General features: G+C 77.3%; 20 protein-coding genes. 14 read left to right on the top strand and 6 right to left on the bottom strand.

All coding sequences use genetic code 11. The features are described from left to right. Positions 1–69: 69 nt before the first annotated feature. Genes ACRYM2_RS06275 through mtrA form a run of 3 tightly spaced genes read right to left on the bottom strand, consistent with a single transcriptional unit; the run spans position 70 to position 4,249 of the window. Positions 70–1,854 (bottom strand): LpqB family beta-propeller domain-containing protein, encoded by a 1,785-nt coding sequence (locus ACRYM2_RS06275; protein WP_432520726.1) that lies wholly within the window; start codon positions 1,852–1,854, stop codon positions 70–72. Further along, entirely contained in the window at positions 1,851–3,575 is a 1,725-nt protein-coding gene (gene mtrB / locus ACRYM2_RS06270) for an MtrAB system histidine kinase MtrB (protein WP_432520725.1), read from the bottom strand. The genes ACRYM2_RS06275 and mtrB overlap by 4 nt, the downstream gene beginning before the upstream one ends. Next, a complete protein-coding gene (mtrA, locus tag ACRYM2_RS06265; protein WP_166615844.1) occupies positions 3,572–4,249 on the bottom strand; it encodes an MtrAB system response regulator MtrA in 678 nt (225 codons plus the stop codon). Before mtrA ends, mtrB begins: the two co-directional genes overlap by 4 nt. A gap of 117 nt (positions 4,250–4,366) precedes the next feature. On the opposite strand from mtrA, the gene ACRYM2_RS06260 reads away from it, so the two are divergent. The 10 genes from ACRYM2_RS06260 (at position 4,367) to ACRYM2_RS06215 (ending at position 18,262) form a co-directional block, all read left to right on the top strand. Then, the gene (locus tag ACRYM2_RS06260; RefSeq protein ID WP_432520724.1) at positions 4,367–5,494 is read left to right on the top strand and encodes a glycerophosphoryl diester phosphodiesterase membrane domain-containing protein; all 1,128 of its coding nucleotides are present in this window, start codon (positions 4,367–4,369) and stop codon (positions 5,492–5,494) included. A 10-nt stretch (positions 5,495–5,504) separates the two neighbouring features. After that, positions 5,505–6,128 carry a DUF4129 domain-containing protein gene (locus tag ACRYM2_RS06255; protein WP_432520722.1) on the top strand — a complete coding sequence of 208 codons (624 nt, stop codon included), beginning with the start codon at positions 5,505–5,507 and terminating at the stop codon, positions 6,126–6,128. Continuing rightward, the gene (locus ACRYM2_RS06250; RefSeq protein ID WP_432520720.1) at positions 6,125–7,318 is read left to right on the top strand and encodes a DUF4350 domain-containing protein; all 1,194 of its coding nucleotides are present in this window, start codon (positions 6,125–6,127) and stop codon (positions 7,316–7,318) included. Before ACRYM2_RS06255 ends, ACRYM2_RS06250 begins: the two co-directional genes overlap by 4 nt. A 59-nt stretch (positions 7,319–7,377) precedes the next feature. Beyond that, positions 7,378–8,376, top strand: a complete 999-nt coding sequence (locus ACRYM2_RS06245) for an AAA family ATPase (RefSeq protein ID WP_432520755.1) — start codon at positions 7,378–7,380, stop codon at positions 8,374–8,376. 58 nt (positions 8,377–8,434) lie between these two features. After that, complete coding sequence (locus ACRYM2_RS06240) at positions 8,435–9,739, top strand: DUF58 domain-containing protein (protein WP_432520718.1); 1,305 nt, start codon at positions 8,435–8,437, stop codon at positions 9,737–9,739. A gap of 70 nt (positions 9,740–9,809) precedes the next feature. Continuing rightward, positions 9,810–11,534, top strand: coding sequence for an ABC transporter ATP-binding protein (locus tag ACRYM2_RS06235; protein WP_432520716.1), 1,725 nt, complete (start codon positions 9,810–9,812; stop codon positions 11,532–11,534). Then, positions 11,531–13,348, top strand: a complete 1,818-nt coding sequence (locus tag ACRYM2_RS06230; protein ID WP_432520714.1) for an ABC transporter ATP-binding protein — start codon at positions 11,531–11,533, stop codon at positions 13,346–13,348. The genes ACRYM2_RS06235 and ACRYM2_RS06230 overlap by 4 nt, the downstream gene beginning before the upstream one ends. A 48-nt stretch (positions 13,349–13,396) precedes the next feature. Next, a complete protein-coding gene (locus tag ACRYM2_RS06225; protein ID WP_432520712.1) occupies positions 13,397–14,938 on the top strand; it encodes an ABC transporter transmembrane domain-containing protein in 1,542 nt (513 codons plus the stop codon). Beyond that, the gene (locus tag ACRYM2_RS06220) at positions 14,935–16,788 is read left to right on the top strand and encodes an ABC transporter ATP-binding protein (RefSeq protein WP_432520711.1); all 1,854 of its coding nucleotides are present in this window, start codon (positions 14,935–14,937) and stop codon (positions 16,786–16,788) included. The genes ACRYM2_RS06225 and ACRYM2_RS06220 overlap by 4 nt, the downstream gene beginning before the upstream one ends. Before the next feature lie 94 nt (positions 16,789–16,882). Then, complete coding sequence (locus tag ACRYM2_RS06215; protein WP_432520710.1) at positions 16,883–18,262, top strand: AAA family ATPase; 1,380 nt, start codon at positions 16,883–16,885, stop codon at positions 18,260–18,262. Between the two features lie 46 nt (positions 18,263–18,308). Here the strand turns inward: ACRYM2_RS06215 and ACRYM2_RS06210 are convergent, their stop codons facing one another. After that, positions 18,309–19,763 carry a sugar porter family MFS transporter gene (locus ACRYM2_RS06210; RefSeq protein WP_432520708.1) on the bottom strand — a complete coding sequence of 485 codons (1,455 nt, stop codon included), beginning with the start codon at positions 19,761–19,763 and terminating at the stop codon, positions 18,309–18,311. Further along, on the bottom strand, positions 19,760–20,635 hold the full coding sequence (locus ACRYM2_RS06205) for a phytanoyl-CoA dioxygenase family protein (RefSeq protein ID WP_432520706.1): 876 nt from the start codon (positions 20,633–20,635) through the stop codon (positions 19,760–19,762). Before ACRYM2_RS06205 ends, ACRYM2_RS06210 begins: the two co-directional genes overlap by 4 nt. A 139-nt stretch (positions 20,636–20,774) precedes the next feature. On the opposite strand from ACRYM2_RS06205, the gene ACRYM2_RS06200 reads away from it, so the two are divergent. After that, a complete protein-coding gene (locus tag ACRYM2_RS06200) occupies positions 20,775–21,815 on the top strand; it encodes a LacI family DNA-binding transcriptional regulator (RefSeq protein WP_432520705.1) in 1,041 nt (346 codons plus the stop codon). A gap of 159 nt (positions 21,816–21,974) precedes the next feature. On the opposite strand, the gene ACRYM2_RS06195 is transcribed toward ACRYM2_RS06200, so the two are convergent. After that, positions 21,975–22,973, bottom strand: a complete 999-nt coding sequence (locus ACRYM2_RS06195) for a stage II sporulation protein M (RefSeq protein ID WP_432520703.1) — start codon at positions 22,971–22,973, stop codon at positions 21,975–21,977. A 49-nt stretch (positions 22,974–23,022) separates the two neighbouring features. Between ACRYM2_RS06195 and ACRYM2_RS06190 the strand changes: the two genes are divergently transcribed. The 3 genes from ACRYM2_RS06190 to ACRYM2_RS06180 all read left to right on the top strand — a co-directional run bounded on the left by ACRYM2_RS06190 (position 23,023) and on the right by ACRYM2_RS06180 (position 25,403). Next, positions 23,023–23,835: an RDD family protein gene (locus ACRYM2_RS06190; protein ID WP_432520702.1), complete on the top strand. Its 813-nt coding sequence runs from the start codon at positions 23,023–23,025 to the stop codon at positions 23,833–23,835. Positions 23,836–24,001: 166 nt separating this feature from the next. Further along, entirely contained in the window at positions 24,002–24,562 is a 561-nt protein-coding gene (locus ACRYM2_RS06185; RefSeq protein ID WP_432520700.1) for a hypothetical protein, read from the top strand. 13 nt (positions 24,563–24,575) lie between these two features. Next, positions 24,576–25,403 carry an alpha/beta fold hydrolase gene (locus ACRYM2_RS06180; protein ID WP_432520698.1) on the top strand — a complete coding sequence of 276 codons (828 nt, stop codon included), beginning with the start codon at positions 24,576–24,578 and terminating at the stop codon, positions 25,401–25,403. Positions 25,404–25,442 lie beyond the last annotated feature (39 nt).

The following is a 25,442-nucleotide window of genomic DNA, read 5'->3' as shown; positions in this document are numbered from 1 at the left end:
CGGCGCCACCGGCGGCCGTGCGGACCGCGGCGGTCGCGTGCAGGCGGTTCAGCCGGGGTAGGCGGGGTCTCAGCCGGGGTAGGCGGGGTCGCGGCCCTCGGCGACGGGCACCCAGCCCGCGCCGCTGCGGGCCAACAGGCGGCCGTCGGCGGTGCCTACGACGACGTCGCGCTCGCTCCAGCCCGCGGCCACCGACACCGCGCCCGGCACCGCGGGCAGCGCCGCGACGGGCCCCGAGACCCGGGCCAGCAGGGGCACCGGGTCGGCCTGGCCGGCCGGGCGGGCCAGCACGACGAACTCGTCGTCGGGCAGCCAGGCGGCGTCCAGGACGGTGCCCGCACCGGGGACGAGGTCGCCCCCGGGCCCCGACAGCCGCAGCGGTGCGCCGGCCCCGTCGCGCACCACGGCGTGCACGTGCACCGAGGTGGCGCCCGCGGCGTCCTGCGACACCACGAGCACCCGGGTGCCGTCGCGGGAGACCCGCAGCCGCAGCACGGTGCCGGCCAGGCCGTCGGCGGGCGGCTGCACGCGGACCGCCGGCGCGTCCGGGCGCGCGACCGGGACGGCGAGCGGCGCCGCGGCGGCCGCGGGCGCCGCCGCGGGGGCGGCCGGCGCCGTCCACGCCCAGCCGAAGCGGTCCACGCTCGGCGGTGCCAGCGGGCCCTGCCCGGTGACGGCGGCCTGCAGCGGACCGCCCGGCTGCTGCACCCGCAGCACGCGCCCGGCGTCGGTGAGCACGGCGTAGGCGCTGCCGTCCAGGGCCGCCGCCGGGTGCGCCGCGGCAGCGGGCGACAGCCCCGGGCCGGTGCCGGTCACCTCGCGCGCGCCCGTGCGGTCCCAGCGCTCCAGGCCCCGCTCGCCCAGCAGCACCAGGCGTGCGTCGGCGGCGGTCGCCGCGCGCGGCAGCACGGGGGGCCCGGGGTCCTGCTCGGAGGTGCGCGTCAGGTCCGCACCGCCGACGGTGACGCGCACCTCGTCCACCTCGGGCAGGCCGGTGAGGCTGGCGCGCAGCTGCGCGAGCAGCAGGCCGCGCGCGTCGGGGCCGGCGTCCAGCGCGGCGCCGGTCAGCTCGACGGTGGCCGTGCCGGCGGCGACCGGGACGGTGCCCACCCGCAGCCGGGTGCCGGCCGGGGCGCCGGTCCGCACCCCCGGCGCCAGCCACGGCGCGGGGCCCTCCAGCAGCGCGCGCACGATGCGGGTGGCGGTCGAGGAGTCGTAGCCGAACCAGCGCACGTCGGGCACCAGCAGCGCCGGCACCTGCGCGGCCTGGGGGCTCGCCGGGGTCGCGAACCACACGGGGAAGGGGCGCAGGGTGCGGGAGGCGTCCAGGCCGGTGAGCACCACCCCGTCACCGGGGTCGGTCAGGCGCCACTGGCCGCCCTCGCGGACCAGGTGCAGCTGCCGGCGCAGCGGCGTGCCGGGCGCCTGCGCCGCGTAGTGGCCGGCCTCGTCGACGACGGCGGTGACCCGGGCGCTGACCTCGACGGTGGCGCCGGTGGCGTCCTGGGCCAGCAGGCTCAGCTCGGGCGTGGTCTCCACGAGCGTCGTGGCGGTGTCCGGCCGCCACGTCTGCGCCACCGGGGCGCTGAGGAACTCCCGGGCCACGGCGTGGTCGTCGTCGGAGCTGGCCCCGGCCAGCAGGAAGCCGCGGACGACCTCCACGGCGCTGGCCCCCCGCGCGGGGCGCTCGGGGATCACCTGCAGCAGCCCGGTGCGGGGGTCGTCGGCGGGGCGCGCACCGCCGACGACCTCGCTGGAGCGCGGGATGCCGCCGCAGCCGGCCAGCAGCGCGCACACCAGCAGCGCGGCGCCGGCGCGACCGGGAGCGCGGCCGGGTGCGCGAGCGGGCCTCACGGCTGCTCCGCCGGACCGGCGGGCGCGCGGCCCGCGGGCAGCGCGGCGACCGGCTGGCGCCAGCCCAGCGGCACGACCGGCAGCGGCGAGGAGCGCAGCGCGCGGCCGGCCACGCGCGGCACGGTGAGCACGAAGTGGCAGCCCTGGCCGGGCCGGCCCCACACCTCCAACCACCCGCCGTGCAGGCGGGTGTCCTCCAGCGCGATCGCCAGGCCCAGCCCGCTGCCGCCCGTCGTGCGCGCCCGGGCGGGGTCCGCGCGCCAGAAGCGGTCGAAGACCCGCGGCAGCTGCGCCGGCCCCAGCCCGACGCCGTGGTCGCGCACCCCGACGGCGACCGCGGACTCGTCGCAGGCGATCGTGACCTCGATGGGGCGGGCCTCGCCGTGCTCGATGGCGTTGCCGACGAGGTTGCGCAGGACGCGCTCGATGCGCCGGGAGTCGACCTCGGCGGTGCACGGGCCGGAGGGCTCCAGGACGCGGACCTCGCTGCCGCGGCGCTCGGCCAGCGCCGCGGTGAGCTCCACGACGCGGTGCACGAGCACCCGCACGTCCTGCGGGTCGGGTTCGAGGGCGGCGGCGCCGGCGTCGAAGCGGGAGATCTCCAGCAGGTCCGACAGCAGCGTGTCGAAGCGCTCCAGCTGGGTGAGCAGCAGCTCCGCCGAGCGCGCCGAGACGGGGTCGAAGCCGTCGCGGGCGTCGTGCAGGACCTCTCCGGCCATCCGGATGGTCGTCAGCGGGGTGCGCAGCTCGTGGCTGACGTCGGAGACGAAGCGGCGCTGCACCCGCGAGAGCTCCTCCAGCTGCTCGATGTGCTGCTGCATGCCGGCGGCCATCTCGTTGAAGGCGCGCGCCAGGCGGGCCAGGTCGTCGCTGCCGCGCACCCGCATCCGCTCGTCGAGGTGGCCGCCGGTGAGGCGCTCGGCGGTGCCCGCGGCCTCGCGCACGGGTTGCACCACCAGGCGCGTGACCACCCAGGCGACCGCGCCGACGAGCAGGACGAGCGCGATGCCGCCGCCGACGAACGTCGTGCGCACCAGCGACAGGGTCTGCTCCTCGCTGGCCAGCGAGTACACGAAGTACAGCTCGTACTCCCCCGCCCGCGGCAGCGTCACCGTGGAGCCGACGACGAGCGAGGGGGCGCCCCGCCCGCGCGTCAGGTCGACGATCTGCAGCTGCTGCACGTCGGAGTCCACGACGGCCTGGCGCAGCGCCGGCGGCACGTCGGCGGCGTCCAGGCCCTCGGAGGCGACGTCGCGCACGACGACCTGCCCGCTGCCGGCGGTGTCCGGGGCGCCGGTGGCGCGCAGCAGCACGACCCCGCGGGCCCGGTCGGGCCCGGCGCCCTCCAGGGAGGAGACGACGTCGCCCGCGAGCTGCTCGACCTCCGCCGACGTCGTCGTGGTGGCGGCGTCGAACTGCTGCTGGGCGGTCTGGGCGCCGCGCGCGGCGTCGGCGAGCGCGACCTGCTGGCGCTCGGCGACCAGGCCGTCGGCGATGCCGTCCAGCAGGAAGGAGCCCACCCCGACGACCACGGCCAGGCCGAGCAGGGTGGTGAGCACGACGACGCGGGTCTGCAGGGAGGCCCGCCAGCGGCCCAGCGCGCCCAGCGCGCCGTGCCCCAGGCTCCGCAGCGGCCAGCGCAGCGCGCGCGCGAGCAGGGGCGCCCCCGCCGGACCGGGCCGGCGACCGGCCCGGCGGGCACCTCGCGACGGCCCGCTCACAACGGCCCCGCGCGGTACCCCACTCCGCGGACGGTGACGACGATCTCCGGGTGCTCGGGGTCGCGCTCGATCTTCGAGCGCAGCCGCTGCACGTGGACGTTGACCAGCCGGGTGTCGGCGGCGTGCCGGTAGCCCCACACCTGCTCCAGCAGCAGCTCGCGGGTGAAGGCCTGCCAGGGCTTGCGGGCCAGGGTGACCAGCAGCTCGAACTCCAGCGGCGTCAGCGGCAGCGAGCGCCCGTCGCGGCGCACCGAGTGCCCGGCGACGTCGATCGTGAGGTCGCCGATGCGCAGCGTCTCCGGCGGGCGGTCCCCCGCCGAGCGCAGCCGGGCCCGCACGCGCGCGACGAGCTCCTTGGGCTTGAACGGCTTGACGACGTAGTCGTCGGCGCCGGCCTCGAGGCCGAGCACGACGTCGACCGTGTCGCTCTTGGCGGTGAGCATGACGATCGGCACGCCGGACTCGGCGCGGATCTGCCGGCACACCTCCATGCCGTCGGTGCCCGGCAGCATCAGGTCCAGCAGGACCACGTCCGGGCGGGTGGCGCGGAAGGCGGCCAGCGCCTCGTCGCCGTCGGCGCAGAAGCGGGTCTCCAGCCCCTCCCCCTGCAGCACGATCCCCAGCATCTCGGCGAGCGCGGTGTCGTCGTCCACCACGAGGACGCGTCCCCTCATGGGATCACTATGCCGCCCGCGGTGCCCGCTGCCGCGCGCGGCGCGGCGGGCGGGTCGGCCTCTGGCACGATGGGCAGCCAGCGACGTGCGGATCTCGGTGGCGCAGGGGGGACGGCGATGAGCCAGTGGGAGCGCCCGGACGAGGGCGCCCGCGAGGGCGCCGGGCAGGGCTGGGCGAGCCCGCAGCCGGGCGGCTGGGGCGAGCCGGGACCGGCGCCCGGGCAGGGGCCCCTCCCCGGGCAGGGCCCGGGGCAGGCGCCGGGGCGGGGCGGCTGGGACCGGCCGCCGGCACCGCGGCCGGGCATCGTCCCGCTGCGGCCGCTGGGCCTGGGCGAGATCTGGGACGGCGCCTTCCGCGCCTTCCGCTTCAACCCCAAGGTGATGGTCGGGCTGTCGGCGATCGTCGTCGTCGTCACCTCGGCGGTCACCCTCGTCGCCACGATCGTCAGCACCCGCGACCTCGTCGGGGCGCTGAACCGCCTGGAGACCGGCGGCGAGGGCGGTGTGGACGACCTCTTCTCCGCGGTGCAGGGCTCGGTGCCGCTGGTGGTGCTCGGCGCGCTGCTGCAGGCCGTGGCGGTGCTCGTGCTCAACGGGATGCTCATCGTCAGCGTCAGCCGCGCCGTGCTCGGGCGCGGCGTCGGCTTCGGCGAGCTGTGGCGCACCTGCCGGCCCCGGCTGCTCGCGCTGGTCGGCCTCTCGCTGGTCATCACCGTGGCCTCGGGGGCCGTGGGCGTGCTCACCCTGCTGCCCGGCGGGCTGCTGGTGGGCCTGGCCGACTCCGAGGCCGTCACCGGCGTGGGCGTCCTGCTGCTGCTGCTGGGGCTGCTGGGCTGGCTGGCCGGCGGCGCCTACCTGTGGGTGAAGTGGTCGATGGCGACCCCGGCGATGCTGCTGGAGGGCCTGGGCGTGGGCGCCTCGCTGAAGCGCTCCTGGCGGCTGACCCGGGGCTCCTTCTGGCGCCTGCTGGGCATCCTGCTGCTGACGACGGCCGTCGTCTACGCCGTCGTGACCGCGGTCGCCGTGCCCTTCACGGTGGTCGGCGGTGCGCTCGGCGCCGTCTCCGGCACCGACCCCCAGGGGCTGGGGATGGTGCTCTCGCAGACCGTCTCGACCGTGGGGTCGGTGATCGGCAGCGTCGTGGGCTACCCGTTCCTGGCCTCGGTCACGGCGCTGCTCTACGTCGACCTGCGCATGCGGCGGGAAGGGCTCGACGTCGAGCTGCACCGCGCCGCCGGCGCGTGAGGGCGCACCCGTGAGCGTCCCCGTGCAGCCCGACCGCGCCACCGCGCGCGAGTGGCTCGCCGGCGAGCTGGCCGGCGCGGAGTACCGCGAGGCCCGCGGCTCCTGGCTGCAGCGCGCGTGGGAGTGGCTGCAGGATCGGCTGGAGGGCGTGGCGGTGCCCGGGCTGGGCACCAGCTGGACGGCCGTGGTCGTGGTGGTCCTGCTGCTGGCGGTCCTGGTGACCGTCGTGCTGCTGGTGTCCGGGCCCGTGCGCCGCAGCGCCCGCCGGGCCGGCCCCGACGCGGTCTTCGAGGCCGGGCCGGAACCCTCGGCCACCCACCTGCGCCGCGCCGACGAGGCGGCCGCGGCCGGCCGCTGGGACGTGGCGGTCGCCGAGCGCTTCCGCGGCCTGGTGCGCTCGCTGGAGGAGCGCGACCTCATCGACCGCCGCCCGGGGCGCACCGCCTCCGAGGTCGCCCGGCAGGCCGGCGCGGCGCTGCCCGGCTGCGCGGCCTGCCTGGCCCGCGCCGCCCGCACCTTCGAGGACGTGCGCTACGGCGGGCGCCCGGCCGCCGCGGACACCGACGAGGACCTGCGGCGCGTCGTGGCCGACGTCGCCGCCGCCCGTCCGGTGCTGGTGGGCAGCGGCGCGTGAGCCTGCTCGAGGTCCCGGTGACCGCCGCGCAGCCGCCGGGGACGCGCCGGCAGCGCCGGCGCGCGGGCGTGCTCGTGGGCGCGCTGGTGCTGGCGGTCCTGCTCCTGGTGGCGCTGCTGTCCCCGCGCACCAACCGCGAGTCGATGTCGCCGTCCTCGGTCGCACCGGCCGGTGCCCGCGCGCTCGCGCAGGTCCTCGGCGAGCAGGGCGTCCGCGTGCGCGAGGAGCGCTCCTGGGCCGCGGTGCAGGACGCGCTCGGCGGGGCGGGCGCGGGGGCGGGCGAGGGGGCGACGGTGCTGGTCACCGCCCCGGAGCTGCTCTCGGCGGACCGGTTGCGGGCGCTGGCCGCCTCCGGCGCCGACCTGGTGCTGCTGCGCCCGCGGGCCGCGGCGCTGGAGGCCCTCGCCGACGGGGTGGGCGTCGGCCCCACCTCCGCGGCCGCCGACCGCGACCCCGGCTGCGCGGTGCCCGCGGCGGTGGCGGCGGGACGGGCCCGCGCGGGCGGCACCGCGTACGCGGTGGCGCCCGGTGCGCCCGCGCTCTCCTGCTACGGCGGCTCGTACGTGCAGGTGCAGCCCCTGGAGCCCGGTGGCGGCCGGCTGGTGGTGCTGGGGCAGCCGGGCCTGCTCACCAACCGGTGGGTCGCGCAGGAGGGCAACGCGGCGCTCGCGCTGCACGTCCTCGGCGGGCGCGAGGAGCTCGTGTGGTACCTGCCCGACCCGCTGGACACCGAGAGCGCACCCGTGCCGCTGGGGCAGCTGGTGCCGGGCTGGGTGGCGCCCGCGACGCTGCTGCTGCTGCTGGCGGCGCTCACCGCGGCGCTGTGGCGGGGGCGGCGGCTGGGCCGGCTGGTGCCCGAGCCGCTGCCCGTGGTGGTGCGGGCCGCGGAGACGGTGGAGGGGCACGGGCGGCTGTACGCGACGGCCGGTGCGGCCGGGCGCGCCGCCGACCTGCTGCGCGGGGCGGCCGTGCGGCGGCTGCGCGCCGTGGTCCGCCTGGACGCCACCGCTCCCGTGACCGACGTGGCCGACCAGGTCGCGTGGCTGACCGGGCGCGCGCCCGCGCAGGTGCGCGAGCTGCTGGCCGGCCCGGCCCCGCGCGACGACGCCGCCCTGGTGCGGCTGGCCGGCGACCTCGACGCCCTCGAACGCTCCGTGCGAGGCGACTCCCCCAGGAAGGCGATCCAGTAGTGGACGAGCAGGTGCAAGGGCAGGCGGACCAGCAGCTGGACGGGCAGCTGGACGGGCAGCTGGAGGACCGGCGCGGGCAGGCCGCCCCGGTGGACGGCGAGGAGGCCGTGGAGCAGGCGCGGCAGGCGCTGCGCGCGGTGCGCCAGGAGGTCGCCAAGGCCGTCGTCGGCCAGGACGCGGCGGTCACCGGGCTCGTCATCGCGGTGCTGTGCCGCGGGCACGTGCTGCTGGAGGGCGTGCCCGGGGTCGCCAAGACGCTGCTGGTGCGCACGCTGGCGGCGACCCTGCGCCTGGACACCAAGCGCGTGCAGTTCACCCCCGACCTCATGCCCGGTGACGTGACCGGCTCGCTGGTCTACGACGCGCAGACGGCGCGCTTCAGCTTCCGGGAGGGGCCGGTCTTCACCAACCTGCTGCTGGCCGACGAGATCAACCGGACGCCGCCGAAGACGCAGGCCTCGCTGCTGGAGGCCATGGAGGAGAAGCAGGTCTCCGTCGAGGGCGAGCCGCGGGCGCTGCCGAGCCCGTTCATCGTCGCCGCCACGCAGAACCCGGTGGAGTACGAGGGCACCTACCCGCTGCCGGAGGCGCAGCTGGACCGGTTCCTGCTCAAGCTGACGCTGCCGCTGCCGCCGCGCGAGGACGAGGTGGAGGTGCTGGCCCGCCACGCCGGCGGCTTCGACCCGCGCGACCTGGCGGCCGCGGGGGTGCGGGCGGTGGCCACCCCCGAGCAGCTGGCGATCGCCAGCGCCGCGGTGCGCCGCGTGCAGTGCTCGCGGGAGGTCATCGGCTACGTCGTCGACGTGTGCCGGGCCACGCGCAGCTCGCCGTCGCTGGCGCTGGGGGTCTCCCCGCGCGGTGCCACCTCGCTGCTGGCGGCGGCGCGGGCGTGGGCGTGGCTGTCCGGGCGCGACTACGTCTCCCCCGACGACGTCAAGGCGCTGGCGCGCCCCACGCTGCGGCACCGGGTGCAGCTGCGGCCGGAGGCGGAGCTGGACGGGGTGAGCGTGGACGCCGTGCTGGACTCCGTGCTCGGCTCCGTGCCCGTCCCGCGGTGAGCACCACGGGAGGAGCCGCGCGGGCCGGTCGGCGGGCGGCGGCGCGGGGGCCGGTGCCGTGGCGCTGACCTGGCGGGCGCCGGTGCTCGTGGCGGCCGGCCTGGTGCTCCTGCTCGCCTGGCCGGGGTGGGCCGCGCTGTGGACGTGGCTGGCGCTGTGCCTCGTGCTCCTCACGGCGGACCTGCTGCTGGCCCCCTCCCCCCGCGCGCTGCGCCTGCAGCGCGCGCCGCTGCCGGCGGTGCGCCTGGGCGAGCCGCGCGAGAGCGAGCTCGTCGTGCAGAACGCCGGCACCCGGCGGGTGCGCGGGGTGCTGCGCGACGCCTGGCAGCCGTCGGCGGGTGCGCGCGGGGAGCGGCACGCGCTGGACCTGCCCGCCGGGGAGCGGCGGCGGCTGACGACGGTGCTCGTGCCCACGCGGCGCGGGAACCGCTCGGCGGACCGGGTCACGGTGCGCTCGCTGGGGCCGCTGGGGCTGGTGGCCCGCCAGCGCTCGGTGCCGCTGCCGGGGCGGCTGCGGGTGCTGCCGCCGTTCACCTCGCGCCGCCACCTGCCCTCGCGGCTGGCGCGGCTGCGCGAGCTGGACGGGCGCAGCGCGGTGCTGCACCGCGGCCAGGGCACGGAGTTCGACGCGCTGCGCGACTACGTCGACGGCGACGACGTGCGCTCCATCGACTGGCGGGCGACCGCGCGCCGGCAGGCCGTCGTCGTGCGCACCTGGCGGCCGGAGCGCGACCGGCGGGTGCTGCTGGTCGTCGACACCTCCCGCACCTCCGCGGCGCGGCTGGAGGACGCCGGGCTGATCGCGGTGCGCCTGGACGCGCAGATCGAGGCGGCGCTGCTGACCGCGGCGCTCGCGGCGCGCGCCGGCGACCGGGTCGACCTCATCGCCCACGACCGGCGGGTGCGGGCCCGGGTGCGCGGCAGCACCCGCGGGGACCTGCTGCCGGCGCTGGTGGAGGCGCTGGCGCCGCTGGAGCCCTCGCTGGTGGAGGCCGACTGGGACGCGGTGGCCACCGAGGTGCGCACGAGCGCCCGCCAGCGCTCGCTGGTGGTGCTGCTGACGGCGCTGGACACCTCCGTGCTGGACTCCGGGCTGCTGACGGCGCTGGAGCAGCTGGTGACGCGGCACACCGTGGTCCTGGCGGCCGTGGACGACCCGGCGCTGCAGGCGCTGGCGCACGGGCGCGCGGACGCCGAGCAGGTGTACGCGGCGGCCGCGGCCGAGGCGGCCACGGCCGAGCGCGACCGCACCGCGCAGCTGCTGGCCCGCCTGGGCGTGGAGGTCGTGCACGCCGAGCCGGAGGGGCTGGCGCCCGCGCTGGCCGACCGGTACCTGGCGCTGAAGGCCGCCGGGAGGTTGTGAGCGCGAGCGGTTCGGTCGGGACACGAAAGTCCGGTGACCCCGCGCGGCCGGGCTGCTAGACCTGGCTCCCGTGCTGTCCACCCTCCTGCGCGAGCACCTGCGCCCGCACCGCCGGCTGCTGGTCGCGGTCCTCGTGCTGCAGGTCCTGCAGACGACAGCCTCGCTGCACCTGCCGCGGCTGAACGCCGACGTCATCGACGAGGGCGTCGCCACCGGGGACACCGCGCTCATCCGGCGCCTGGGCGCGCTGATGCTGGCGGTCACGCTGCTCCAGGTCGTCGCCACCATCGCCGCCGTCTGGTGCGGGGCCCGGGCGGCGATGGCGCTGGGCCGCGACGTGCGCGCGGCCGTCTTCGAGCACGTCCTGTCCTTCTCCAGGGCCGAGGTGGGGCGCTTCGGCGCCGCCTCGCTCATCACCCGCGCGACCAACGACGTCCAGCAGGTGCAGGTGCTCGTCCTGATGACCTGCACGATGATCGTCTCGGCGCCGCTCCTGTGCGTGGGCGGCGTGGTCATGGCGCTGCGCGAGGACGTCGGGCTCAGCTGGCTCGTCGTCGTCGCGGTGCCGGTGCTGGTGGCCGGGACGGCCCTGGTCATGGTCCGCCTCGGCCCGCTGTTCGGGCAGCTGCAGCAGCGGATCGACACCGTGAACCGGGTGCTGCGCGAGCAGCTGACGGGTCTGCGCGTCGTGCGCGGCTTCGTGCGCGAGGAGGCCGAGCAGGCGCGGTTCGCGCAGGCCAACGAGGACCTGACCGACGTCGCCCTGCGGGCCGGGCGGCTGTTCGCGCTCGTCTTCCCGTTCGTGCTGCTGGTGATGAACCTCGCCAGCGCGGCGGTGGTGTGGTTCGGGGCCGGCCGGGTCGAGAGCGGCGAACTGGGGGTCGGCTCGCTCACCGCGTTCCTGACCTACCTCGTGCAGATCCTCACGGGCGTGATGATGACGACGTTCCTGGCCGTCGTGGGCCCGCGCGCGGCCGTCTCGGCCGGCCGCATCCAGGAGGTCCTGCGGACCCCCTCCAGCGTGCACGAGCCGGAGGTCCCCGCGGTCCCGGCCGGGCCGGGGCGCCTGGAGTTCCGCGAGGTCTCCTTCAGCTACCCCGGTGCGGACCGCCCCGTGCTGGACCGGGTCAGCTTCGAGGTGGTCCCCGGCCGCACGACGGCCCTCATCGGCTCGACCGGTTCGGGCAAGACGACCGTGGTGGGCCTGGCGGCGCGACTGGCGGACGCGACCTCGGGCGCGGTCCTGCTCGACGGCGTCGACGTGCGCCGCCTCGCCGACGCGGACCTGCGCCGCCGCGTCGGCCTGGTCCCGCAGCGGCCGTACCTGTTCGCCGGCACCGTCGCCTCCAACCTGCGGTTCGGCCGGCCCGGCGCCACCGACGAGGAGCTGTGGGCCGCGCTGCGCACCGCGCAGGCCGCGGACTTCGTGGCCGAGCGGCCCGAGGGCCTGCAGGCGCCGATCTCCCAGGGCGGGACGAACGTCTCCGGCGGGCAGCGGCAGCGGCTGTCGATCGCGCGGCTGCTGGTGCAGGACCCGGCGGTGCTCGTGTTCGACGACGCGTTCTCGGCGCTGGACACCGCCACCGACGCCCGGCTGCGGGCGGCGCTGGCGCGGGACCTGCCCTCCTCGGGGGTCCTCGTGGTCGCGCAGCGGGTCTCGACCATCGTCGGCGCCGACGACATCGTCGTCCTGGAGGGCGGGCGGGTCGTCGGCCGCGGCACCCACGCCGAACTGCTCGAGACGTGCCCGACGTACCAGGAGATCGCCTCGAGCCAGCTGGAGGTGGACGCGTGAGCGGGCGCGGCGGGCCGATGCGGATGGGCGGGGCGCCCCCGCAGCAGGCGGTGACGTTCGGGCCGTCGGCGAAGCGGCTGCTGGGGCGGATGGGGCCCGACGCGGCCCGGCTGGCCGTGGTCCTGGTGCTGGCGGTCGCCAGCGTCGTGCTGACCGTCCTGGTCCCGCGGCTGCTGGGCGACGCGACGGACTACGTGGTGCGGGCCGCGTTCGGCGGGCAGCCCCTGGACCGCGGCGGGCTGGAACGCACCGTCCTGCTGGTCGTGGTCGTCTGCGTGGCCTCCGCGCTCGGCTCGTTCCTGCAGGGGCTTCTGCTGAACCGCATCGTGCAGCGCACGGTGTTCCGGCTGCGCGCCGACGTCGAGGCGAAGATCCACCGCCTGCCGCTGTCGCACGTCGACTCCACCCCGCGCGGGGAGCTGCTCTCGCGCGTGACGAACGACATCGACAACATCTCCCAGAGCCTGCAGCAGACGGTGTCGCAGGCGCTGGTGTCGGCGCTGACCGTGGTCGGCGTCGTCGTCATGATGTTCACCATCGACGGGCGGCTGGCGCTGCTGGCGCTGGTCGCGGTGCCGTTGACGCTGGTCGTCGTCGCGCTCATCGCGAAGCGGTCGCAGCCGCTGTTCGCCGGCCAGTGGCGCCAGACGGGGGCGCTGAACGCGCAGATCGAGGAGGCCTTCACCGGCCACGACGTCGTCACCGCATTCGGCCGCCGCGAGGAGGTCCGGGCCCGGTTCGCGGCGAAGAACGCCGAGCTGTACGAGGCCAGCGCCGGGGCGCAGTTCCTGTCCGGGACGATCATGCCCTCGACGATGCTCATCGGGAACCTCGTGTACGTCGCGATCGCCGTGGTGGGCGCGACCATGGTGACGAGCGGGTCGATCACCATCGGTGGGGTGCAGGCGTTCGTGCAGTACTCCCGGCAGTTCACCCAGCCGCTGGCGCAGCTGGGGTCGATGGCGAACCTGCTGCAGTCCGGGGTCGCCTCGGCCGAGCGGGTGTTCGAGGTCCTCGACGCCCCGGAGATGACGCCGGACCCGGTCGACGGCCCGGAACCCTCCGGCCCGGGGCGGATCGAGTTCCAGCACGTGTCGTTCCGCTACTCCCCCGACGTCCCGCTCATCGAGGACCTGTCGTTCGTCGCCGAACCCGGTCACACGGTGGCGATCGTGGGGCCGACGGGGGCGGGCAAGACGACGCTGGTGAACCTGCTGCTGCGGTACTACGAGCTGGACTCCGGCCGCATCCTGCTCGACGGGGTGGACACCGCGACGATGTCGCGGCAGGCGCTGCGCTCGCGGGCGGCGATCGTGCTGCAGGACACGTGGCTGTTCGCGGGCACGATCGCGGAGAACATCGCCTACTCGCGGCCCTCGGCGACGCCGGAGGAGGTCCGCGAGGCCGCGCGGGCCGCCTCGGTCGACACCGTCGTGGCCACCCTGCCCGACGGCTGCGAGACGCTCGTGGACGACGACGCCGGGCGCATCAGCGCCGGGGAGAAGCAGCTGGTGACCATCGCCCGCGCGTACCTGGCCCGACCGCAGGTGCTGGTGCTGGACGAGGCGACCAGCTCGGTGGACACCCGCACCGAGCGGGTGGTGCAGCAGGCGATGGCGGCCCTGCGCCGGGACCGCACGAGCCTGGTCATCGCGCACCGGCTCTCGACGGTCCGCGACGCCGACCTCATCCTCGTCATGGAGGCCGGCCGGGTCGTGGAGCAGGGGCGGCACGCGGAGCTGGTGGCCGCCGGCGGCGCGTACGCGCGCCTGCACGCGGCCCAGTTCACCGGGGCCGCGGCCGAGGTCGACTGAGCCGGACCCGTCCCCGCGCACCGCGACCCCCGATTAGGCTCCCCTCACGTGTCCTCCCGCCCCGTCCTCGACGTCCTGCGTCGACACCGCCGCCCGGTCGCCGTCGGCTGCGGGTCCTCGATGGTCCACCAGACCTGCGAGGCCCTGGTGCCCGTCGCGATCGGCCTGGCCGTGGACCGGGCCGTGTCCACCGGTGACGTCCGGGCGATCGCCGTCTCCGTGGTGGGCGTCCTGGTCCTGTTCGCCCTGCTGACCAGCGCCGGGACGTACGCGTTCCTGGTGGTCGACCGCGCCGAGTTCGAGGAGGCCCACTCCCTGCGCACCGCGGTGGCCCGCGCGGTCCTGCGCGACCCCGCCGTCCTGCGCGAGCGGCAGGTGGGGGACGCGCTGTCGGTGGCGACCTCCGACACCCGGCACGCGGCCGAGGCGCTGGGCCTGGTGAGCTTCCTGGCCTCGGGCTGCTTCGGGATGGTCGTGGCCGCCGTCGTGCTGCTGCGCATCGACGTCGCGCTCGGGCTGGGGCTGCTGGTGGCCGTCCCCGTGCTCGTCCTGGGGCTGCAGGCCCTCGCCCCGCGCCTGGAGGCCCGCGTGCACGACCGCCAGCGCAGCGCGGGCCTGGCCGCGGCCGTCGCGGCCGACCTGCTCGCCGGGCTGCGCCCGCTGCGCGGCTTCGGGGGCGTGCCGGAGGCCGTCCGCCGCTACCACCTGGCCAGCGCCCTCTCGCGCCGGGCCGCGGTGGGGGCGGCCGGTGCCACCTCCGTCGTCGTCGGGGTGAGCACCCTGGCCACCGGGGCCGTCCTCGTCGCGACGGCCGGCGTCGCGGGGGCGTTCGTGGCGCGCGGGCGGCTGGACGTCGGCGAGTTCGTCACCGTCGTCGGGATGGCCAGCTTCCTGGCCGACCCCGTCCGCAACGTCAGCGCCTGCGTGCAGCAGCTGGCCGTCTCGCGCGCCAGCGCGCGCCGGATCGTCACCCTGCTGGCGCCGCCGGCCCGGCCCCGCGCCGAGGCCCGCCCGCACCCCGGGCAGCCGCAGCCGGTCCCCGGTGAGGTCCTGGGGGTCGTCACGACCGACACCGCCACCGCCGACGCGCTCACGCAGGCCTTCGAGGGCGCCGGCGGGGCCGGCGGCACGCTGGTCGAGCCCGCCGAGACCCACCTGCTGGGCGACACCCTCGCCGACGCGCTGGCCTCCGGGCCCGTCCCGCCCGGCCGCGGCGTCGCGCTGGCCGACGCGCTGGAGGCCGCGGCCGCCCCGACGGAGCTGGGCACCGCGCTGGCCGACGGCGGCGGCAACTTCTCCGGCGGCCAGCGCCAGCGCATCGGCCTGGCCCGCGCCCTGGCCGCCGACCGGGAGCTCCTCGTGCTGCGCGACCCCACGACGGCGCTGGACGCCGTCACCGAGGACCGCGTCGCGGCCGGCGTGCGCCGGCTGCGCGCCGGGCACGGCACCACGGTGCTCATCACCTCCTCGCCGCTGCTGCTCTCGCGCTGCGACCGCGTCGTGCTGCTGACCGGTGCGGGCCGGCACGCCACCGGCACCCACGCCGAGCTGCTCGCCGACCCCGACTACGCCGCGGCGGTGGCCCGGTGAGCACCACCCCGCCCACCACCCCACCCACCCCCGCGTCCACCGCGCTGCCCGTCGCGCCGGGCCGGCGCAGCGCCGCGGTGCTGTGGCGCACGGCCGCGGCCCACCCCGGGGAGCTGGCGCTCGCCCTGACCACGACCACCGCCTCCAGCGCCGGGACGGTCGTGCTCCCGCTGCTGCTGGGCCGGGCCGTCGACGTGGTGCGGGCCGGGCAGCCGCTGGCGCCGCTGCTCGTCCAGCTCTCGGTGGTCGCGGTGCTGACAGCGCTCACCACGGCGCTGGCCCGCCGGGACGCCGAGCGGCTCGGGGCGAGCGTGGCCGCGGACCTGCGCGAGCGCGTCGTCGACCGCTCGCTGCGGATGGACCCGCGCCTGCTGGAGCGGGCCGGTTCCGGCGACGTGGCCTCCCGGGTCACCGAGGACGTCGAGCTGTTCACCGGCTCGGTCCAGCTCGGCGCGAACGTGCTGACCTCGCTGGTCACGGTGGTGCTGTCCGCGGTCGGCTTCCTGTCGCTGGACTGGCGGCTGGCGCTGGCCTTCTGCGTCGTCTTCCCGGTCTACGCCACGAGCCTGCGCTGGTACCTGCCGAAGGCGGGACCGCTGTACGCGCGCGAGCGGGCCGTGGCCGCGCAGCGCTCGCAGGTCCTCCTGCAGTCGCTGCACGGGGCCTCCACCGTCCACGCGTACGGCATGTCCGACCTGCAGGGCGAGCGCGTGCGGGCCGCCTCGGCCCGCACCGTCGGCGCCTCGCGGGCCGCGCTGGGCACGTTCGCGCGGTTCTCGATGTCGATGAACGGCGCCGAGGCGCTCGGGCTGTCGGCGCTGCTGCTCACCGGCTTCCAGCTCGTGCGCGCCGACGCCGTCACCGTCGGGGCCGTCACGGCGGCCGCCCTGCTCTTCCACCGCCTCTTCGGGCCGCTGGGCGTGCTGCTGCTCTCCTTCGACGAGGTCTCCCGGGCCGCGGCGGCGCTGAACCGGCTCGTCGGGGTCGTCGACCTGCCCGCGCAGCCGCCCGCCGACCCGGTCGCGCTGGCCGCCGCCCCGCGCACCGGCGCGGGGATCGTGGTGCGCGGTGTGCGGCACTCCTACGCCGACGGCCCCGACGCGCCGCTGGTGCTGCGCGGGATCGACGTCGAGGTGCCGGCGGGCACCTCGCTGGCCGTCGTCGGGGAGAGCGGGGCCGGCAAGACGACGCTGGCCGCGATCGTCGGCGGGGTCCTGCCCGCGACCGCCGGCACCGTGGAGCTGACCGGCCCGGCGGGCGGCGTGCCGCTGAGCGCCCTGGACGCCGAGTCGGTGCGCGAGCGGATCGGGGTCATCGCCCAGGAGTCGCACGTGTTCACCGGGACCCTGCGCGAGGACCTCACCCTGGCCCGGCCCGGCGCCACCGACGAGCAGGTGCACCACGCGCTGCGCGCCGTCGGCGCCGACGACTGGGTCAGCGCCCTGCCCGACGGGCTCGGCACGCGCGTCGGCCCCGGCGAGCTGGCGCTGTCCCCGGCCCGCGCCCAGCAGCTGGCGCTGGCCCGGCTGGTGCTGCGCGACCCGCCCGTCGTCGTCCTGGACGAGGCCACCGCCGAGGCCGGCAGCGCCGGGGCCCGCGAGCTGGAGCAGGCCGCCGGGGCCGTCGTGCGCGGCCGCACCGCCCTCGTCGTGGCGCACCGGCTCAGCCAGGCCGCGGCCTGCGACCGGATCGCGGTGATGGCCGAGGGGCGGATCGCCGAGCTCGGCACGCACGCCGAGCTGCTGGCCCTGGGCGGGCGCTACGCCCGGCTGTGGCAGGCGTGGTCCCGTCCGGCGGGCCTCCCGCAGGGCGCTGCCGCTGCGCAGGAGCTCACCGGCCGGGACCGCTGACCCGGCGCGCCCCCTCGCCCCTGCCGGTGCCCGGCCGGCCGCGCGGTCCCGGAACCCCCTGGCGCGGCGGCCCGCGCCCCGCCACGATCACGGCATGGATCCCGAGACCCGCGGGCTCGCCCGTTCCGTGCGCCGCTTCCTCGAGGACGTCGTGCACTCGGCCGCCGCGGACGCCGAGGCGGACGCCCCGCAGATCGCCGACGTGGTCAGCGCGCACCTGGGCGTGCCGGCGGCGCAGGTGCCCGTCGTGCGCGAGGAGGTGCCCGACCACCAGTTCGTGGACCTCGACACCGCGCTGGCGCTGCTCGCCGAGGCCGGCGGCGGCGAGGAGGTCGTCGGCGTCGGCGGCGGCGAGCAGCGCGGCCACCACGGCTTCTCCGACCTGCTGGCCGGGCAGTTCGCGCGCTTCGGCCTCGGCGCCGTCGACCGGGTGAACCTGCCGACCGGGCCGGACAGCACGCGCCGGGCCGTCGGCTTCGGGGTGCGGCTGCTGCGCTGGGACGGCCACCCGCTGGCCGTGCTGCAGCGCCGGGCGCACCTGCACAGCTCCTACCCCTCCGGCGCCGAGGTCGCGGGCGCGCAGGAGGAGGTCGTCGCCGCCTTCATCGCCGAGGTCCGCCGGCTCATGGTCGAGCGCAGCGTGCTGCGCGGGCAGGTGCTCTCCTTCTCCGGCTCGCCCTTCGAGCACCACAGCAACTCCGGCATCACCTTCCTGCGCCGGCCCGCGGTGGCGGCCGAGGACGTCGTCCTGCCCGAGGGGTCGCTGGAGCGCATCGCCCGGCACGTCGTCGGCGTCGGCGCGCACGCCGGGCGGCTGGCCGGCGCGGGGCAGCACCTCAAGCGCGGGGTGCTGCTGTACGGCCCGCCCGGCACCGGCAAGACGCTCACCGTGCGCCACCTCGTCGGGCGCGCCGAGGGCAGCACGGTCGTCCTGCTGTCCGGGCAGGCGCTGGGGCTGGTGACGGTCGCGGCGCACCTGGCCCGGGCCATGCAGCCGGCGATCGTCGTGCTGGAGGACTGCGACCTCGTGGCCGAGGACCGCGGGGTGCACCCCGGGGAGCGGCCGCTGCTGTTCCAGCTGCTGGACGCGATGGACGGCCTGGACGGCGACGCGGACGTGGCGTTCCTGCTGACGACCAACCGCGTGGACCTGCTGGAGCGGGCGCTGGCGCAGCGCCCGGGCCGGGTGGACCTGGCGGTCGAGGTGCCGCTGCCGGACGAGCCGGCCCGCCGGGCGCTGTTCCGCCTCTACGCGCGCGGGCTGCCCGTCTCCGGCGCCGTGCTCGACGAGGCGGCCGCCCGCACGGCGGGCGTCACGGCCAGCTTCGCCAAGGAGCTGCTGCGCCGGGCCGTGCTGGTGGCCGCCGAGGCCGGGCACGAGGTGGGTGACGACGACGTCCGCGCGGCCCTCGACGAGCTGCTCTCGGACGCGGAGGCGCTGACGCGCAGCCTGCTGGGCAGCGCCGGCGGGTGACAGGCGCCCGGCCGGGCGGTGGGTCCGGCCGGGCGCCCGCGGCGGCTCAGCGCACGCGCGGGTGCGCGTCCTCGGCCTCGATCGCCGCGAGCTCGGCGGGGAAGCGGCCCGGCCGGCGCAGCGCCCGCTCGATCTGCTCGAGGCTGCGGCCCTTGGGCTCGGGGACCCACCGCACGACGAAGGCGATGCACAGCACGTTCATCAGCGCGTAGACACCGAACGTGGCGGTGCGCCCGATGGTGTCCACGGCGGTGAGGGCCGTGACGGCGATGAGCAGGTCGAAGCCCCACAGCGTGACGGCCGCGAGGCTGGTGGCCGGCCCCCGCACCGCCAGCGGCAGGATCTCCGGGCCGAGCAGCCAGACGACCGACTGCATGCTGACGCCGTTGAGCCCGATGTAGGCGAACAGCGCGGCGACGATGACCCACTGCTGGGTCGGCGAGACCTGCTGCGGCAGGAAGGCCAGGGCCAGCACGCCCATCGCCAGCGCCGAGCCCGGCATGAGCAGCAGCAGGATGCGGCGGCGGCCGATGCGGTCGACGAGCAGCGCGCCGGTGATCCCGGCGGCCACGAGCATCACCCCGATGCCGATGCCGGTGAGCAGGGCGACGGAGTCGCCGAAACCCGCGTCCGTCAGCACGGTCGGGGCGTAGTAGACGACGGCGTTGATGCCGGTGAGCTGGGAGAACATCGCGATCCCGAGCGCGGCCACCAGGGCGGGGCGGATCCAGGCCCGGCGCAGCTCGCGCCAGGGGTTGCCGGGCAGCCGGTCCTGGACGCCGCGGATCTCCGCGACCTCCGCGTCCACGTCGTCCTCGGGGCGGCGCAGCCGGGCGAGCACCGCCCGCGCCTGCTCGACCCGGCCGGCCTCGACGAGCCAGCGCGGGCTCTCCGGCAGGCGGGTCATGCCGACGAGCAGCACCACCGCCGGGACGACGGCGATCGCGAACATCCAGCGCCACCCGCCGCTGCCGGCGAGCAGGTACCCCGTGACGTAGGCGATGAGCTGGCCGATGGCGACCATGAGCTGGAAGAGCACCATGAGCCGGCCGCGGATGCCCGGCGGCGCCATCTCCGCGATGTAGACGGGGACCATCGCCGAGGCGCCGCCCACGGCGAGGCCGAGGACGAAGCGGGCCGCCACGAGCGAGGCCGTGCCCGGCGCGAGGGCGGCGGCGACCGCGCCGACGCCGAAGACGACGGCGACGACCATGACGACGCGCCGGCGCCCGAACCTGTTGGAGAGGGCGCCGCCGCCGACGGCGCCGGCCATGGCGCCGACGAGGATGGCGCTGACGACGACCTCCTGCGCCCGCGCGGACAGGTCGAAGTCGCGGGCCAGGAACAGCAGCGCGCTGGAGATGATCCCGGTGTCGTAGCCGAACAGCAGACCGCCGAGGGCGGAGACCGCGGCCACGGCGTGCACGAGGCGGGGCTGGCGCGCCCCGGCGCCCGCGGTGGCGGGCGCCGGGGTGCGGGTGACCGGGGTGCTGCGGCTCACGCCTCCCCCATCACGAGGCCTTCGATGGTGTGCTTCTGCGTGATGGGCGTCAGCTCGTCGACGACGGGGCACTTCAGGTGCGCCTTGACCCGCTCGGGCAGGGAGTTCCAGTACCCCTTCGTCACCGCCATGTCGTGGTGCTCGGCGTTGCCGGCGCCGGGGGCGTCGACGCCGAGGACGAGCACGGGGCGGGGCTTGTCGGAGAAGTTCTTCGTGCCGCGGTGGATGGTCAGCGCGGAGCGGGCGGAGATGTCGCCGCGGCGGGGGTACTTGCGCACGGCGCGCTCCTCGAAGCGCGGGTACAGCGACTTGGGCGGGAACATCCCGTGGTCGAAGCCGGTGCCGTCGTCGAACTGGGTCCCGGGGGCGACCTCGAAGGGGCCCATGTCCTCCTCGGTGTCCACCGCGGTGAGGTTGAAGGCCAGGGAGGTCAGGCGCCGCTCCTCGCGGGTCTCCCGCGGGGCGGGGAAGTCGCGGTGCCAGGGCTGGTTGACGGCGCCGGCGAAGGGGATGTCGAAGCCGAGCTCGACGATCTCGTAGTCCTCCCCCAGGACGGCGGTGCACAGCTCGCGCACCCACGGGTGGTCGACGAGGTCGACGAACCCGCGCAGCTGCTCGGGGTGGATCTCCACGTAGTAGCGGTTCGGGCCGCGGCCCACCGCGCCGTCGGGGCGCGAGCGCGCCTCCTCGAAGGCGGCCTCGACGTCCTCGCGCATCCGGTCGGCCCACTCGGGGGTGAAGGCGCCCTTGCGGGCCACGATCCCGTCCCGGTAGAGGGTCTCGACCAGCTCCTGCACGCCGGGGGCGCCGTCGCCCGCGCCGGTGCCCGTGCTGGTGGTGCTCGCGGTGGTGGGGTCGGTGTTCGTCGTCATCGCTGGGGCCTCCTCGTCGAGTGCTCGGACCTCCATGTTGCAACGTGGCATGCCACGTGGCAACCCCCGGTGCGGATCCCGCGCCACCGCCCGTGGCACGATCGCCGCAGCGGCCGGCACGGACGGGAGGAGCGGCGCGGTGGCGAACCTGCGGGAGATCGCAGCGCGGGCGGGCGTCTCCGTGCGGACGGTCTCCAACGTCGTCAGCGGCACCGGCCCCGTCGCCCCGGCCACCCGCGCGCGCGTGCAGCAGGTCCTCGACGAGGTGCAGTACCGCCCCAACCTGGCCGCCCGCCAGCTGCGCGGCGGGCGCACGGGCGTCGTCGGCCTGCTCGTCCCCGAGCTGGACTCCCCCTACTTCGCCGAGCTGGCCGGGCTGCTCGTGCGGGCCGCGGCCCCCCGCTCCTGGACCGTCCTCATCGACCAGACCGGCGGCACCGCCGAGGGCGAGCGCCGGCTGCTGTCCGGCAGCGGCGGCCGCGTCCTCGACGGCCTCGTCGTCAGCCCGTGGGCGCTGCCGCCCGAGGAGCTGACCCACCACGCCGGCGAGCGCCCGCTCGTCGTCCTCGGCGAGCGCGAGGCCGGCGGCGCCGCCGACCACGTCACGGTCGACAACGTCGCCGCCGCCCACGCGGTGACCTCGCACCTGCTGGCCACCGGGCGCACCCGCATCGCCGCCGTCGGCGTGCAGCCGCACCTGTCCAACGGCACCGCCGCCCAGCGCCTGCTCGGCCACCGCCGCGCGCTGGCCGAGGCCGGGCTGCCGGCCGACCCCGGCCTGGAGGTGCCCACCGCGACGCTGCACCGCGCCGCGGGGGCCCGCGCCCTGGAGGTGCTGCTGGAGCGCCCGCAGCGGCCCGACGCGGTCTTCTGCTTCAGCGACCAGCTGGCCCTGGGCGTGCAGCGCGCCGCCTGGGTGCGGGGGCTGCGGGTGCCGCAGGACCTCGCGGTCGCCGGCTTCGACGACGTCGAGGACGGCCGCTACGCCACGCCCTCGCTGACGACGGTGGCACCGGACAAGGAGCAGATCGCCGAGCGCGCCCTGCAGTGCCTGGCCGACCGGATCGAGAGGCGCAGCAGCGCCCCCGCCCAGCGGATCGTCGTCCCGCACCGGCTCGTGGTGCGCGAGAGCACCGCCCCGCCCGGGCGGTCCCGCAGCTCCCTCGCGGACCACGTGTAACGCCCGCACGGGTGCGCGCGATGTGGTGTGTGCGTCCGGGGGGACGCGCTCGAGCCGGGGGGCTACCGAGCGCGGCCGGACGCGCAGGGGGGAACGCGGTGTCGCGTCCGGTGGCCGGGGGGCTGGCCACCGGACGCCGCACCTGCGGCGCGGGCGCCGTCAGCCGCTGACGGGCACGGCGTCCCCGGCGTAGCGGGCCTCCAGGTCACCGGTCTCGCCCGCCCTGGCCGCCGGGCGGCCCAGCAGCACCACGTAGGCCAGGAAGGCGGCCAGCGCGAGGGCGCCGATGCCGATGCGCGCCCACGTGGGCAGCGGCGAGGGCGTCACGAAGCCCTCGACGAGGCCGGAGACGAAGAGCACGAACACCAGCCCGAGGGCGACGCCGACCATCGCGCGCCCCTCGGTGGCCAGCGCCTGGGCGCGGCTGCGCGCACCGGGCGCCACCCACGACCAGAACAGCTTCAGGCCGGCGCCGGCGGCGACGAAGACGGCGGTCAGCTCCAGCAGGCCGTGCGGCAGGATGAGCCCGAAGAACAGCTCCCCGCGCCCGTGCTCGATGAGCAGCCCGCCCTGCAGGCCGACGTTGAGCGCGTTCTGCGCCAGGGCGTACACGACGAACACCCCGGTGACGCCCAGCACGATGCAGGTGGCCGCCACGAGGGCGTTGTTGGTCCACACCCGCCCGGCGAACGAGGCGTTGCCGTACTCGGTGTAGTAGCCCGCGAAGTCGGACTCGACGAGGCGGCGGACGTCCTCGTCGGACCCGAAGAGGCTGGCCTGGGCGGCCGGGTTGCCGGCCATCCACACGCCCGCGGCGACGGCCAGCAGCGTGCTCGCCGCGGCCGCGCCCAGCGCCCACCACCGCACCCGCCACAGCGCGGCCGGCAGCCCCCGCACCGCGAAGTGCCGCACCTGGCGCCAGGCGGTGTAGCGGGAGCCGGTGAGCCGGGCGCGGGCGCGCACGAGCAGCGTCGACAGCTCGTCGAGCAGCACCGGCTCCGACTGCGCCGAGCGCAGCGAGGACAGGTGCGTGGCGGTGCGCTGGTAGAGGACGACGAGCTCGTCGGCCTGCGCGCCGGACAGGTGCCGGGTGGCCACCAGGGCCCGCAGCCGCGCCCACTCCTGCTCGTGCACGGCCCGGAAGGCGTCGACGTCCACCGGCCCAGGGTAGGGGCCCGGGGGCGGCGGCCGTCGGTACCGTGGGCGGGTGAGCGTTCCCGCGGGTGAGCCGGTCGGCGACGTCGTCACCGGCGAGGCCGTCGTCCTCGGCCTGCGGGCGGCCTCGTTCGCCTCGCGCATGCTCGCCGCGGTCCTCGACGCGGTCATCGTCGGGCTCGTGCTGGGAGCGGCCCTGTGGGGCGCCTCGGCGCTGCTGTCGCAGACCGACGAGGCCGCCCGCACGGCCGTGCTGACGGCGATCACGGTCCTGTGCCTGGTGGGCCTGCCGGTGGCGGTGGAGACCGCCACCCGCGGGCGCACGGTCGGCAAGCTCGTCATGGGCGTGCGGGTCGTGCGCGACGACGGCGGGCCGGTGCGCTTCCGGCACTCCCTGGCCCGCGGCCTCGCCGGCCTCTTCGAGCTGTGGGGCACCTTCGGCAGCCCGGCCATCCTCTGCGCGCTGGTCACCGCCCGCGGCAAGCGGATCGGCGACCTGCTGGCCGGCACCTACGTGGTGCGCGAGCGCACGGCGGCCCGGCACGTGCCGCTGCCGCCGGTGCCGCCGGAGCTGGCGGGCTGGGCGCGCACCGCCGACATCGGCCGGCTGCCGGACGCGACGGTCGTGGCGGCCCGGCAGTTCCTCGCGCGGCGCTCCTCGCTCAACCCCGCCTCGCGCACCGCGCTCGGCCTCTCGCTGGCCGACGCCCTCTCCACGCGGGTGTCCCCGCCACCACCGGCCGGCACCGACCCCGAGCGCTTCCTCACCGCCGTCCTCGCCGAGCGGCGCGACCGCGAGCTCGTGCGCCTGGAGCGCCGGCAGGCGCGCACCGCCGAGCTGCAGCGCTCGATCGGGCGGGGCTGACACCGCCCGCCACCGTCCCGGCGCGACCCGGACGCGACCCCGGACGCGACCCCGGACGTGACCCGGGAGTGACGCCGACCACGTCCGGGACGCCGACGGTTGGAGGCGCGCGGAGCGGGTAGGACTCCGGGACACCGATCGGCACGATCACGAGGAGAACCCCGCCGTGGCAGAACGTCAGACCGTCATCCGCTCCATGCACGACCTGGGCCTGGCCGCCTGGTTCGGCGGCTCGCTGTTCGGCGCCGTCGGCCTCAACGGCGCCTCCGCCGCCGTCGCCGACCCCTCCGACCGCACGCACGTCGCGACGGTCGGCTGGGCGAAGTGGGCCCCGGTCAACGCCGCCGCGATCGCCGTGCACGCCGTCGGCGGCATCGCCCTCATCGCCGGCAACAAGGGCCGCGTCGTCGGGCAGTCCGGCACCCGCGGCAACACGCTCGTCAAGGGCGCCCTCACGCTGGCCGCCATGGGCGTCACGGCGTACTCGGGCTCGCAGGGGGCCCGCCTGGGCAAGGACTCCAAGGCCCCCGCGAACTCCGGCGTCGACCCGGCCCCGGAGACCCCCGCGGAGCAGGCCAAGGCCATGAAGCAGCTGAAGCTGCTGCAGTGGGCCATCCCCGTCCTCACCGGCACGCTGCTGGTCCTGGGCGCGCAGCAGGGCGAGCAGCAGAAGGCCTCCGAGGTCGTCAAGGGCCTGCTGCCCTCGCTGCCCACGCTCGGGCGCTGACCCGGCGGCGCCGGTGGACGCCTTCGCCCGCGGCGGGCTGCGCTTCGACGTCGTCGACGCCGGCCCCGCCGACGGCGAGGTCGTGCTGTGCCTGCACGGCTTCCCGCAGGACTCCGCGGCCTACGCGGGGGTGCTCCCGCTGCTGACCGCGCGGGGGCTGCGGGTGCTCGTGCCCGACCAGCGCGGCTACTCCCCCGGCGCCCGCCCCGCGCAGCGGCGCGACTACGCGCTGCGCGAGCTCGTCGCGGACGCGGTGGCCCTGCTCGACGCGGCGGGGGCACCGCGGGCGCACGTCGTGGGCCACGACTGGGGCGGGGTGGTGGCCTGGGCCCTGGCGGCCTGGTTCCCCGAGCGCGTCAGCGCGCTGACGGCCCTGTCGCAGCCGCACCCGGCCGCCTTCCAGTCGGCGGTGCTGACCTCCACGCAGGCCGTGCGCTCCACCTACGTCGCCGCCTTCCAGCTGCCCCTGCTGCCCGAGCGGCTGCTGCTGGCCGGTGGCGGCCGCCTGCTGTCGGCGAGCCTGCAGCGCAGCGGGCTGCCCGCCGACCTGGCCCGCGGGTACGCGCACCGGATGGGCGAGCCGGGACGGCTGACGGCGGCGCTGGACTGGTACCGGGCGCTGCCGCACGCCGGCCGCGTCGGGCCCGTCGACGTGCCCGTCACCTACCTGCACGGGCGGCAGGACCCGTTCTACGCACCCGCGGCCGTGCTCGGCACGGCCGCGCACGTGCGCGGGAGCAGCTTCCGCCGGCAGGCCCTCGGCATCGGCCACTGGGTGCCGGAGCTGGCGCCGCAGGCCGTCGCCGACGCCGTCCTCGAGGCCGTCGACGCGCACTCCTGACCGCTGCGGGGACCGCTGCCGCGGAACCGACCGCGCGCC

It is taken from the genome of Kineococcus aridisoli, from assembly GCF_050871885.1.
Lineage (GTDB): Bacteria > Actinomycetota > Actinomycetes > Actinomycetales > Kineococcaceae > Kineococcus.
This window is presented reverse-complemented; position numbering and strand designations above follow the sequence as displayed.